The sequence below is a fragment of the Allofournierella sp. CML151 genome, from assembly GCF_027853465.1.
Classification (GTDB): domain Bacteria; phylum Bacillota; class Clostridia; order Oscillospirales; family Ruminococcaceae; genus Allofournierella.
Map to the genome: position 1 here is coordinate 1 of NZ_JAPNNW010000010.1, position 12,533 is coordinate 12,533.

Here is a 12,533-nt window from a genome sequence, read left to right on the forward strand (position 1 = left end):
AAGCTTTTCCAAACATGTCCGCCTTTGGCTTTTTTTGAAAAAAGTGTTATACTATAATTAAAGAAATATTGCTCGCTTTGCCCGCAACGGAAAGCCCGGTTGCGGGCAAAGCGCACGCGTTTTCCCGCGCTTTGCCGCTGACCGATCAGCGGCAAGGCGCTTTCTTACAGGCAAAAATCACACGGGCTTGAAATGCGAGGTGGAACATGTATCAAATCGGACAATACATCATTTATGGCAGCACCGGCGTATGCAAGGTGGAGAGTCTGGTGGAAAAACCGCCCCACGGGCTTTATTATGTCTTAAAGCCCCTGTATGAAAGCGGAACCATTTATACCCCGGCTGAGCATCCCAAGGTTTTCATGCGGCCGGTCATCAGCCGCGACGAGGCAGAGGCACTGATCGATCAGATCCCCCAGGTCGTCGCGCAGCCGGACCGGACCAAGAACCTGCAGGAACTGCGGGAACATTACCGCACCGCCACCTGCAGCCATAATTGCGCCGATTTGATCCGGCTTACCATGTCGATCTATGCCAAAAAGAAGGAGCAGGAGCAGCGAGGCCGCCGCTTCGGCCAGGTGGATGAACGCTTCATGAAACAGGCCGAAAGCATCCTGTTCGGGGAGTTTGCCGTGGCACTGGGCATCCCCAAAGAGGAGGTTCACGCTTATATTTCCCGCCGGGTGGAGGGCTTGCGTGCCGTGCAGGCATAAGCAATTTGTACAGCCGCATTTGCATTTTGACCAAGGGGTCGATGCAAATGCGGCTCTTTTTCTACTTTTCATAAAACATGTTCATCATTCCGCCAGAATTTTGTACAATTGTTTGTTTAATTTATCAATTGAAACAATTGCGCAAAATATTTATACTATATACTATCAAATCAACCACTGAACAACAGATTTTAGAAGGGGGTGTACGGAATGAGCGAACCTACCGCACGTGAACTGTTGGTTCAGCTGACCCAGGAGGCAGAACGTCTCCGGCTGTTGGATTTGGCAGACCGTTGCCGTTCTTTGGACGAGCTGAAGGACTGCCTGCGCGCCATGCTGAAAGGCGTTGTTTGATTTCATCTTTTTCTTTGCTCTCTATCATCTCTACATAGGGAAAGCCCCGGGCCAATCGGCCCGGGGCTTTCCTTTTCTTGTATTATTCCGCTGCCTTTGCATCTGCAGGCGGCGCTTTTTTCAGATAGCGGGAAGCGAATTCCTCCGGTGGAATGGGGCAGCTGTAGAAGAAACCCTGCCCATATTCACAACCAATGGAAGAAACGAACTCCTCATCCTGCTGCACCTCCACGCCTTCGGCCACGGTGGTGATCTGCAGGTCTTTGGCCAGCTTGACCACATTTTTCAGAGCCAGCTTGTTTCTTTCCTTCTTATCCGGCGCACTTTCCAGCAAAAAGTCCTTGTCGAACTTTACCTCGTCCACCTGGATGCCCGCCAGCACATTCAGAGAAGAATATCCGCTGCCGAAATCGTCCAGCGACAGGCGGAACCCTTTTTCATGCAGCTGGGTCAGCGTTTTGTTCATCTGTTCGATGTTCTCGATGGCCAATCCTTCCAGAATCTCCAACTGAATGAATCCGTTCGGAATGCCGTACCGCTGCAGAATCGAACACAGCCGGTCCACATAATCGGATTGATAGAACAGCAGCCGGGACTGATTCACCGAAATACAAATCGGCTCATAGCCCGCATCGATCCATTCCCGCAGCTGGCTGCAGGTCCGATCCACCATATAAAGGTCCAGCCGTGCACAAAAACCGTTCTTTTCGAACGCAGGAATAAACTCATTGGGATAGACCAGCGTTTCATCCGGGCGAATCCAGCGCACCAAGGCCTCGGCGCCATCCACCTGACCGGTCTGCAGCCGCACCTTGGGCTGCAGGAACAGCTGAAACTCCTGCTTGGCCAGCGCGCTTTGCATGCTGCTTTCAATGCTGTTCTGGAAATTTTCCTTCCGGTGCATGGCCCGGTCGTAAAATGCAAGTACGTTCTGGTATTTTTTCACCGCGTGCTTCTGGGCGAACTCCGCCTTGTGCAGCAGAAGCCGCACCTGATCCTCCGGCGGCGCATCCTCCTGCACCACCGCAGCACCGGCATACAGAATAATGGGATAGCTCACGTTCAGCTCCTGAGCAATGCCCCCAGCACGGTCCATGATCTGCTCCATCCGGGCGCGCACCTGATGTTCGTCCTTGGTATGGAGCAGAAGATAGAACTGGTCGGCACTGGAGCGACAGAAGCATTCCTTCTCCCCCACCAGATCCCGCAGAAGAACTGCCAGCTTTTTCAACACGTTGTCTGCCTGGGCCTTGCCCAGAATCTCGTTGATGTACTGGAACTGCCGGATATTCATGGTGATCAGCGAATAGGAGCTATCCTCCTCCAGGAAGTCCTCGGCACATTGGGTGAATTTTTCAAAGTTGTAGGTGCCGGTCAGCCGGTCATAATATGCCAGCTTTATCAGCTCCTTATTGCTCCCCCACATGGCCCAGCGCACATACCATAGCAGCCCCAGGCACAAGAGAATAATCATGCCGCTGAGCATATTGGCAGTGATCAAAATGGAATAAACCGGGCTTTTACCGGAATTTACAGTATCCGCATAACACAGATACCAGCCGTTCATTCCGAAGGGCTGCATATAAACCGTTTGGTCGTTATCCTCCAGATGGAAGGTAAAATGAAATGCCTCGTTGTTTTCCATCTGTTGAAGGGCCGACTGTGCGATTTCTTCATCCACGCTTGCCTGGCTGAGAAAGTTCTCCGTTCCCTGCGGCGCGAGCGGGGTATCTTCCGAGGACGCGATGATCCGTCCGCTCTGATCCACCCACACCACGTCCAGCTTGTTTTGGGACACCGATGGCTGCGTGAGGATTTTCTGGAAAGCGCTCAGATCCTTGGAGGCAGCCACCACGCCGTTCACCTGCCCGTCAGCAGACTGTACCGGCGCCGCATATATAATCAGCTGCTGCTCCATTCCCTCATCATAATAAACCTGAGAGGCTGTCTGCTTTCCCTGCAATGCATAGCTAATCAGCCGCTGCACCTCCGGCTCCAGGGCTTGCATGGGGATATTTTCCTCCAGCGTACCGTCCGCACGGACCCGGCTCTGCATGCCCGCCTGCGTATAATACCCCATACGTAAAAAGGAATTTTCCTGGCGGGCATTCTGTAGGTCTATCGCAAAACTGCGAAACTCTTCGCTGGATTTGCCCTGCATGAATTCCGCCAGAATCTGCAGAGCCTCCCGGTCGGTACTCATTCGGTTGCGCATCTCCAGCCAATATTCGTTCATGGAGGTTTGCAGCTGGGTATTATAGGATTTTCGGTTGGCTTGCTGAATCGATGCGATTCCCATGCAGGAAATAACGATCAGCGAAATGCCAATCAGCACCGTGGAAAGAGTAATCTGCACAAAGCGCTGATGCATCCGGGGACGTGACGTACGCTTTGTTTGTTTATTTCGTTTCAGGAACGCCATCTCCCGCCTCCTTTCCCGACCCATTTGACATAAATTTTCCAATGATATTATGATAGAAAACTTCTTTTATTTTACCCTATAACACACGCCTTGTGCAAGCCGATACCAGGCTTTCGGCGCAGCAAATGCACAACTGGCCTTAAATTTCTTCGCTTTTCTTCATACTCCCTTTTCTTACCTCTTATTATATAAGCGCTGTCCGTTCCGTGCAATGTGGTGCGCGCAAAAAAGATTCAATTTTTTTAAGTTTTCCCCTTGACAATTCCCGGATTCTTGCTACAATATACTTAAATAATTTTAGTTAAATAATTTTAATTAAAATTATAAAATCATTTTACGACACATTTCAACACACAAAAAAATAACCCAAAGAAAGTGAGAGTTTATCATGTTTGAGAAAGTACGCGACATTATTGTAGACACCCTGAGCTGCGACGCCGACAAGGTTACCATGGAGGCCAGCCTGGCCGACGATCTGGGCGCTGACAGCCTGGACGCTGTTGAGCTGAACATGGCTCTGGAGGACAACCTGGGCGTTGCCATCTCCGATGAGGAGCTGGCCAACATGAAGACCGTTGGCGACATTGTGAATTACCTGGAGGCCAACGCCTGATTTTTTGCGGCGTAAGGCAAAGCGTTTTTTTACCGGCGCTTTGCATCAGCTCTGGCAGGGCGGCCGGAACGCGGCGATCCGCCGCCTGTTCCGGCCGGCTTTCTGCCGGGGCTGATTTTCTTTTGGCGCAAAGGCAGCGCAGCGCGCCGCCTTCCTTCGCGCCCTGACTACGATTTATAAGGAGGTTCCCGGCATGACCTTGGAACAAATCACCAGCCTGCTGAAGGCGTTTGACGAAAGCTCCGCCAGCCGTTTGAAGTACACCTGCGGCGAGGAGCAGATCACTTTGGAAAAAGCAGTCGCCCAGAGCGCCGTTGTTTGTGCGCCGGTCGTGGAGGCTGCCCCTGTTGCTGCCGCTCAGCCCGCAGCCGCACCCGCCGCTGCTGCCCCTGCTGCCGGGGCCACCATTGATGCTCCTCTGGTGGGCACCTTCTATGTGGCCAGCGCCCCGGGCGAAGCACCCTTTGTGAAGCCCGGCGACACTGTGCACAAGGGTCAGACCATCGGTCTGATCGAAGCCATGAAGATGATCAACGAGATCCCCGCTCCCTGCGACTGCGTGATTGAAAGCCTGGTCGCGCAGGATGGCGCTCTGGTGGGCTTTGGCGATCCGCTGTTCCAGATCCGGGAGCTGTGAGCCATGTTCAAACGAATTTTAATTGCCAATCGTGGCGAAATCGCGGTGCGCATCATCCGCGCCTGCCGTGAGCTTGGCATCGAGACTGTGGCGGTGTATTCCACTGCCGACGCCAGCGCCCTGCATGTGCAGCTGGCCACCCGGGCCGTATGCATCGGCCCTGCCAAGGCGGCCCAGAGTTACTTAAATCAGACCGCCATCCTGACCGCAGCGGTGGAAAGTGGCTGTGAGGCCATCCATCCCGGCTACGGTTTCCTTTCCGAAAATGATGAATTTGCGGATCTGTGTGCCCAGTGCGGGCTCAAGTTCATCGGCCCCAGCGGCGATGTGATCCGTAAGATGGGCAACAAGGCCGCCGCCCGTGAACTGATGATCAAGGCGGGCGTACCGGTGGTGCCCGGCTCCGACGGCGTGATCGAAAGCGCCGAGGAGGCTTTAAAGGTTGCCGAGCGCATCGGCTATCCGGTGCTGCTGAAGGCCAGCGCCGGCGGCGGCGGCCGCGGCATGCGCCGGGTGTTCAGCCCGGAGGAACTGCCGGCCGCTTTCGCCTCTGCACAGGCGGAGGCTGTGGCCTGCTTTGGCAACGGCGAGATGTATCTGGAAAAGCTGGTTCTTTCCCCCCGGCACATTGAATTCCAGATCATGGCCGACCAGCAGGGCCATGTGGTTCATCTGGGTGAGCGCGACTGCTCGATTCAGCGCAAGAACCAGAAGCTGATGGAGGAATCCCCCTCCAAGGCGCTTTCCCCCGAGCTGCGCCAGGCCATGGGCCGGGATGCGGTAAAGGCCGCCCAGAGCTGCGGCTATGAGGGTGCAGGCACCATTGAGTTCGTGCTGGACCCGGACGGCAACTATTACTTTATTGAGATGAATACCCGCATTCAGGTGGAGCACCCGGTCACCGAGATGGTTACCGGGCAGGATCTGGTCAAGGAGCAGATCCGTGTGGCCGCCGGACTGCCTCTCTCCTTCACGCAGGAGGATGTGAAGCTGAACGGCCACGCCATCGAGGTGCGGATCAACGCGGAAGACCCCGCCAAGAACTTCGCCCCCATGCCCGGCAAGACCGAGTTCGTGCACTTCCCGGGCGGCTGCGGCGTTCGGGTGGATTCCGCTTTGTACAACGGCTACGAGCTGAGCCCCTTCTACGATTCCATGGTAGCCAAGCTCATCGTGCACGCCCCCACCCGCCTGGCCGCTATCCGCCGGATGCGCCGGGTGCTGGAGGAGTTCATCGTGGAGGGCTACCCCACCGGCGCGGATCTGGCTCATCTGATCCTGTACCACCCGGATTACCTGAAGGGCGACTACAACACCTCCTTCATCGAGAACAACCTGGACGAGGTGCTGAGCTGGATGGAGAAGGGTGCGCCTCTGGCCGACGAGGAGGAACGCTAAATGCTGAACGAACGATTTTCTGACCGGCGCCAGCGGCTGCTGCGCCTGAAGGTAATGCGGGAGGGCGGACGTCTGCCCTCCTCCAGCCGCATTGACGCGCCGGCCATTTTCGAGCAGTGCCCTGCCTGCGGCGAAGCCGTGAGCAAGCGGCAGTGGGCCGATCAGCTGTACGTCTGCCCCCACTGTGGCCATCACCGGCCCATCGGTGCATACCAGCGCCTGGCTCTCACGCTGGATTCCGGCACCTTCCAGGAATTGAACGACGGCCTGTGCGGCGATAACCCCCTTGATTTTGAGGGTTATGACGCCAAGCTGGAGGGCCTGCGCCGCCGCACCGGACTGTCTGAGGCGGTGGTCACCGCCAAGGGACGCATCGGCGGCTGGCCCGCTGTTGTGGCTGTAATGGATGGTCGCTTCCTGATGGGCAGCATGGGCGTTGCGGTGGGTGAAAAGGTGGCCCTGGCCGCCGACACCGCCCGCAAGGCGAAACTGCCCCTGGTGATCTTCTGCGCTTCCGGCGGTGCCCGGATGCAGGAGGGCATCCTCTCACTGATGCAGATGGCCAAGACCGCCGAGGCCATCACCCGCTTCCAGCAGGCGGGCGGGCTGTACATTGCCTGCCTGACCCACCCCACCACCGGCGGTGTGACCGCCAGCTTTGCTTCGCTGGGCGATATCACCCTGGCTGAGCCCAAGGCTCTGATCGGCTTTGCCGGCCCCCGCGTGATCGAACAGACCATCGGCCAGAAGCTGCCGGAGGGCTTCCAGCGCTCCGAGTATCTGGAGGAGCACGGCTTTGTGGACGCGGTGGTTCCCCGCGGTCAGATGAAATCCACACTGATGCAGCTGCTTCGGCTGCACGCCAAAGGAGGTGCCCGCCGTGGCTGAACTGCATACCCCTGCTGAGAAGGTGGCGCTGGCCCGGCATGCGGGCCGCCCCGGTACGGCGGATTACATCAAGGCCCTGTTCACCGATTTCTTTGAGCAGAAGGGCGATCGACTGTGCGGCGAGGACGCGGGTATTCTGGGCGGCATCGCCATGTTCCATGGCCGCCCGGTCACGGTGATCGGCCATCGCAAAGGCCGCAATCTGGAGGAAAACACCCGCTGCAACTTCGGCATGCCCAGCCCGGAGGGCTACCGCAAGGCCCAGCGTCTGATGCGCCAGGCGGACAAATTCGGCCGGCCCATCATCACCTTCATCGACACCCCCGGTGCCTACCCCGGCCTGGAGGCCGAGGCCCACGGTCAGGGCGAGGCCATTGCCCGCAGCCTGGCTGTGATGAGCGAGCTGAACGTGCCCCTGATCGCGGTGGTTACCGGCGAGGGCGGCAGCGGCGGTGCGCTGGCGCTGGCCATGGGCAACACCGTACTGATGCTGGAGAACGCCATCTATTCGGTACTTTCCCCCGAGGGCTTTGCCAGCATTCTGTGGAAGGATTCTTCTCGCAGTGCCGAGGCCTGCGATGTGATGAAGCTTACTGCCCAGGATCTGGAGCAGCTGGGCATCATCGACGGGATCATTCCCGAACCGGCGGAAGGCGCACACGCAAATCCCGCCGCAATGTTTGACGCGGTGGATGCGGCGCTGCAGAAGGCCCTGCGCCAGGCGGACCGCATTGCCGATCCTGCGGCTCACCGGCACAAAAAATTCAGAACCATGGGTTCCGCATTCCTGCAAGAGCCCGGAAAGGACCTTTTCTGATGACGGGACTGGAAATTCTGGGCACCGGGCGCTGCCTGCCGCAGCGCTGTGTGACCAACGACGATATGGCCCGCATGGTGGAAACCAGTGACGAGTGGATCTCCACCCGCACCGGCATCCGCCAGCGGTATTTCTGCGGGGAGGACGAGGGCGTTGTGAGCCTTTCCACGGGCGCAGCCCGCAAGGCACTGGAGAAGGCCGGTGTGAGCGCGGATCAGCTGGGTCTGATCCTGACCGCCACCTTCACCCCGGACAGCTTTACTCCCTCGGTGGCCTGCCAGGTTCACGAGGCGCTGGGCTGCACCGCCGCTATCCCCTGCTTTGATCTGAACGCCGCCTGCACCGGCTTCATCTACGCGCTGGAAACCGCCCGCACTCTCCTGATGGCGGGCAGCGCCGGGGAGTATGCCCTGGTCATCGGCGCGGAGTGCATCTCCCGCGTGCTGGATATGGAGGACCGCTCCACCTGCGTGCTGTTCGGCGACGGCGCGGCCGCCGCTGTGGTGCGTCTGGCCGATCTGCCCTATGCTTGCGTGCTGGGCGGCCGGGGCGAGGCTGCGGGGCTGCATGCCAACAGCCTGCTGCCCGGCCAGAACCGCACCCTGTTCATGGACGGACGGGCAATCTTCCGCTTCGCGGTGGACATCATCCCCAAGTGTCTGAACCAGCTGTTCGAGAAGAGCGGCACCAGTCTGGAGCAGGTGGACCATGTGGTCTGCCACCAGGCAAACAGCCGCATCATCGACCATGTGGTGAAGAAGCTGGGGGCACCGGCGGACAAATTCTACAAGAACATGCATCGCTACGGCAACACCTCCGCCGCCAGCATTCCCCTCGCTCTGGACGAGATGCTGGAATCCGGCGCGATCCGGCCCGGTCAGACCGTGGCCTGTGTGGGCTTTGGCGCGGGGCTGACCTGGGGCGCGGTACTGCTGCGTTTCTAAGCAAAGCCCCTCTGATAAAAAAGGAGTAACAATATGCGTTTGAACGAGATCCTCGGAACCGAATTTCCCTTCATCCAGGGCGGTATGGCCAACATCGCTACCGGCACCTTCGCCGCAGCGGTTTCCAACGCGGGTGCGCTGGGCCTGATCGGCGCAGGCGGCATGACCGCCGACATGCTGCGGGAGCAGATCCACATCTGCCGCAGCCTGACCGACAAGCCCTTCGGCGTAAACATCATGCTGATGAATCCGGACGCTGAGAAGATGGCTCACATCGTGGTGGAGGAAAAGGTTCCCGTTGTGACCACCGGTGCAGGCAACCCCGGCGCTTACGTTCCCATGTGGAAGGAAGCGGGCATCAAGGTATTCCCCGTTGTGCCTGCCGTTGTGCTGGCCCGCCGCATGGCCGGTCTGGGTGTGGACGGCATCATCGCCGAGGGCACCGAGAGCGGTGGCCATGTGGGCGAGATGACCACCATGGCTCTGGTGCCTCAGGTGGTGGACGCCATGAAGGAGTACAACCTGCCCGTAATCGCCGCCGGCGGCATCGCTGACGGCCGCCAGCTGCTGGCTGCCTTTGCGCTGGGCGCCTGCGGCGCACAGCTGGGCACCTGCCTGCTGGTGAGTGAGGAGTGCCCCATTCACGAAAACTACAAGAACGCCGTGCTCAAGGCCAAGGACAATGACACCGTGGTCACCGGCCGCATCGCCGGTACCCCCGTGCGTATCCTGAAGAACAAGATGGCCCGCAGCTACGTGGCGCAGGAAAAGGCCGGCGCCGACAAGATGGAGCTGGAAAAGTACACTCTGGGCTCTCTGCGCCGTGCTGTATTCGAGGGCGACACCGACACCGGCAGCCTGATGGCCGGTCAGGTAGCAGGCATGCTGCATGAGGTACGCCCCCTGCGCGCCATTTTCGAGGAGCTGAACAACGGCTGCGTCAGCTGGAACAGGAGTAAGCTTATGCAGGCTGTAACCATTCGCGGCCGCACGCTGCAGCTGCCCATTCTGCAGGGCGGCATGGGTGTGGGCGTGTCCCTGGGCGGGCTGGCCGGTGCCGTGGCTGCCTGCGGCGGCATGGGCACCATCAGTACCGCGGTGGCCGGTTTCAACGAGCCGGACTTCGACCGTGACCCCAATGGGGCCAACCTGCGCGCCCTGGAAAAGGAAATCAAGAAGGCCAAAGAGCTGGCCGGCGGTCTGGGCATGGTGGCCATCAATGCCATGGTCGCCACCACCCAGTATGCGGACAGCATCCGCACCGCCATCAAGGCCGGTGTGGACGCGGTGGTCTGCGGCGCGGGCCTGGCGGTGGATCTTCCCGCCATTGCCGGTGATGCGGATGTGGCGCTGGCGCCCATTGTGTCCAGCTCCCGGGCCGCTGCCACCCTGTGCAAGCTGTGGTACAAGCGCTTCGGCGTGCTGCCCGACTTCATGGTGGTGGAGGGTCCCCTGGCAGGCGGTCATCTGGGCTTTGAGGAGCAGGACGTGAAGAACGGCTCTGCTCAGTGCCTGGAGACATTGGTTCCGGCCATCACCGAGCAGCTGCGCCCCTTTGAGGAACTGGCAGGCCGTCCCATTCCGCTGTTTGCGGCGGGCGGTGTTTACACCGGCGAGGATGCGGCCCGGCTGGAACAGCTGGGTGCGGCGGGTGTGCAGCTGGCCACCCGGTTCATCGGCACCTACGAGTGCGACGCCTCCCCCGCTTACAAGCAGGCCATGCTGGACGCAAAGCCGGAGGATGTGCGCATCGTGCACAGCCCGGTGGGCATGCCCGGCCGGGCGCTGAACAGTCCGCTGATCCAGCGTCTGGCTGCAGGCGAGACCTTCCCGCCCAAACGCTGCGTAAACTGCCTGGTCCCCTGCAAAAAAGCCGATACCATCTACTGCATTGCCAATGCGCTGATTGAAGCAGTGCGCGGCAACTGGCAGGAGGGACTTTTCTTCTGCGGCGCCAATGTGGGCCGCATGACCAAACTGGTTCATGTGCGGGAGCTGATGGATGAGCTTGCCGCCGAATGGAGGAAACAGACACAATGAAACTTGCGATTTTGTATGCCGGTCAGGGCGCTCAGCACGCCGGGATGGGCAAAGATCTTTACGAGAGCGAACCCTTGTTCCGCGCCGCGCTGGATGCCGCGGACGCTTCGGTGGATTTCGACCTGAAGCAGCTGTGCTTTGAGGGCCCGGATGAGACCCTGAGCCAGACCCAGTTCACCCAGCCCTGCATGGTAGCCTTCGCCGCCGGTCTGACCGCCGTGCTGAAGGACAAGGGCATCGAGCCTGCCGCTGTGGCGGGCCTGAGCCTGGGCGAGTATTCCGCCCTGTGCTGCGCCGGTGTGTTCGACGCAGCCACTGCCGTTTCCCTGGCCGCCTTCCGCGGCAAGGCCATGGAACAGGCCGTGACCGGCCGTCCCTGCGGCATGGCCGCTATTCTGGGTCTGGACCGTGAGGCGCTGAGCGCCGCCTGCGCCCAGGCTGCCCAGGCCACCGGCGGCGTGGTGGAGATCGCCAACTACAACTGCCCCGGCCAGATGGCCATTGCGGGCGACCAGGCCGCTGTGGACGCTGCCTGTGAGGCTGCCAAGGCCGCCGGTGCAAAGCGCTGCGTGCCCCTGAAGGTCTCCGGCCCCTTCCACACCTCGCTGATGGCTCCCGCCGGTGATGCGCTGCGGGAGAAGTTCAAGGAGGTATCCTTCGGCGAGATGAGCTGCCCGGTATATTTCAACTGCCTGGGTGCTCCCAAGGCCGACAGCGACACCATCCCCGCCCTGCTGGAGAAGCAGGTACAGTCCAGCGTGTACATGGAGGACATCATCCGCCGCATGGCCGAGGACGGTGTGGACGCATTTTTGGAAGTAGGCCCCGGCAAAACGCTGGCCGGCCTTGTGAAGAAGACTGTGAAGGGCGCTGCTGTTCGCTCGGTGGAAACCGCTGAGGATCTGACCGCCGCCCTGGAATGGCTGAAAGGAGAAGCCTGATGGAAGCAAAACAGAGTGCACTGGTAACCGGCGGCAGCCGCGGTATCGGCCGGGCCATCTGCCTGGCCCTGGCCGCGCAAGGTGTGAATGTTGTCGTAAACTACGCGGGCAGCGCCGCTGCCGCCGAGGCTGTGGCCGAGGAGTGCCGCGCCCTGGGCGTGGAGGCCTTCGCCATTCAGGGCAACGTGGCCTGTGAGGCTGACGCCCAGAACCTGATCGCCCAGACCGTGGAGCGCTTCGGCCGCATCGATGTACTGGTAAACAATGCGGGCATCACCCGCGACAACCTGATGATGCGCATGAGCGAAGAGGATTTCGACGCGGTGCTCGCCACCAACCTGAAGGGTGCCTTCCACTGCATGAAGGCCGCCTGCCGCCCCATGATGAAGCAGCGCAGCGGCCGCATCGTGAACGTTTCCAGCATCGTGGGCGTGCGCGGCAACGCAGGCCAGGCCAACTATGCGGCCAGCAAGGCCGGTCTGATCGGCATGAGCAAGAGCCTGGCCAAGGAACTAGCTGCCCGCGGCGTGACCGTGAACTGCGTGGCCCCCGGCTTCATTGAGACCGATATGACCGACGTGCTGCCCCAGGCCGTGAAGGAGAAGCTGCTGAGCGAAATTCCCATGGCTCACCTGGGCAAGCCCGAAGATGTGGCCGCCGCTGTGGCGTTCCTGGCCAGCCCCGCCGCCGGTTATGTGACCGGTCAGGTGCTGTGCGTGGACGGCGGCATGGCTGTTTAAAAGCCCTGAATTGAAGGAGGAGCTTA

Annotated in this window: 11 protein-coding genes and 2 pseudogenes; 12 read left to right on the plus strand and 1 reads right to left on the minus strand. The window is 59.8% G+C overall.

Going from position 1 to position 12,533, the window contains the following annotated elements:
• The first annotated feature begins 206 nt into the window (after positions 1 to 206).
• Positions 207 to 713 (plus strand): CarD family transcriptional regulator, encoded by a 507-nt coding sequence (locus PH256_RS08575; protein ID WP_270913793.1) that lies wholly within the window; start codon positions 207 to 209, stop codon positions 711 to 713.
• 210 nt (positions 714 to 923) lie between these two features.
• Complete coding sequence (locus PH256_RS08580) at positions 924 to 1,067, plus strand: hypothetical protein (RefSeq protein ID WP_156417385.1); 144 nt, start codon at positions 924 to 926, stop codon at positions 1,065 to 1,067.
• A gap of 82 nt (positions 1,068 to 1,149) precedes the next feature.
• Here PH256_RS08580 and PH256_RS08585 read toward each other — a convergent pair whose 3' ends face one another.
• A complete protein-coding gene (locus tag PH256_RS08585) occupies positions 1,150 to 3,438 on the minus strand; it encodes a bifunctional diguanylate cyclase/phosphodiesterase (RefSeq protein WP_270913794.1) in 2,289 nt (762 codons plus the stop codon).
• A 439-nt stretch (positions 3,439 to 3,877) separates the two neighbouring features.
• Between PH256_RS08585 and acpP the strand changes: the two genes are divergently transcribed.
• From acpP to fabG, 10 genes and pseudogenes are all read left to right on the plus strand, one after another.
• Positions 3,878 to 4,102 (plus strand): acyl carrier protein, encoded by a 225-nt coding sequence (acpP, locus tag PH256_RS08590; RefSeq protein WP_412906082.1) that lies wholly within the window; start codon positions 3,878 to 3,880, stop codon positions 4,100 to 4,102.
• 193 nt (positions 4,103 to 4,295) lie between these two features.
• Complete coding sequence (gene accB, locus PH256_RS08595) at positions 4,296 to 4,739, plus strand: acetyl-CoA carboxylase biotin carboxyl carrier protein (protein ID WP_058966077.1); 444 nt, start codon at positions 4,296 to 4,298, stop codon at positions 4,737 to 4,739.
• A 3-nt stretch (positions 4,740 to 4,742) separates the two neighbouring features.
• A complete protein-coding gene (gene accC / locus PH256_RS08600; RefSeq protein WP_087184621.1) occupies positions 4,743 to 6,137 on the plus strand; it encodes an acetyl-CoA carboxylase biotin carboxylase subunit in 1,395 nt (464 codons plus the stop codon).
• Positions 6,138 to 7,025 (plus strand): acetyl-CoA carboxylase, carboxyltransferase subunit beta, encoded by an 888-nt coding sequence (gene accD / locus PH256_RS08605; protein WP_333766342.1) that lies wholly within the window; start codon positions 6,138 to 6,140, stop codon positions 7,023 to 7,025.
• Positions 7,009 to 7,842 carry an acetyl-CoA carboxylase carboxyltransferase subunit alpha gene (locus tag PH256_RS08610; RefSeq protein ID WP_442866654.1) on the plus strand — a complete coding sequence of 278 codons (834 nt, stop codon included), beginning with the start codon at positions 7,009 to 7,011 and terminating at the stop codon, positions 7,840 to 7,842. Before accD ends, PH256_RS08610 begins: the two co-directional genes overlap by 17 nt.
• Complete coding sequence (locus tag PH256_RS08615) at positions 7,842 to 8,786, plus strand: beta-ketoacyl-ACP synthase III (protein ID WP_270913796.1); 945 nt, start codon at positions 7,842 to 7,844, stop codon at positions 8,784 to 8,786. The genes PH256_RS08610 and PH256_RS08615 overlap by 1 nt, the downstream gene beginning before the upstream one ends.
• A gap of 33 nt (positions 8,787 to 8,819) precedes the next feature.
• Positions 8,820 to 9,722 (plus strand): annotated as a pseudogene (locus PH256_RS08620) (nitronate monooxygenase); the annotation flags it as partial.
• A 66-nt stretch (positions 9,723 to 9,788) separates the two neighbouring features.
• Positions 9,789 to 10,826: pseudogene (locus PH256_RS08625) on the plus strand (NAD(P)H-dependent flavin oxidoreductase); the annotation flags it as partial.
• Entirely contained in the window at positions 10,823 to 11,767 is a 945-nt protein-coding gene (gene fabD / locus PH256_RS08630; RefSeq protein ID WP_270913797.1) for an ACP S-malonyltransferase, read from the plus strand. The pseudogene PH256_RS08625 and the gene fabD, both read left to right, overlap by 4 nt.
• A complete protein-coding gene (fabG, locus tag PH256_RS08635) occupies positions 11,767 to 12,507 on the plus strand; it encodes a 3-oxoacyl-[acyl-carrier-protein] reductase (RefSeq protein WP_270913798.1) in 741 nt (246 codons plus the stop codon). The genes fabD and fabG overlap by 1 nt, the downstream gene beginning before the upstream one ends.
• The last annotated feature ends 26 nt before the right edge of the window (positions 12,508 to 12,533 follow it).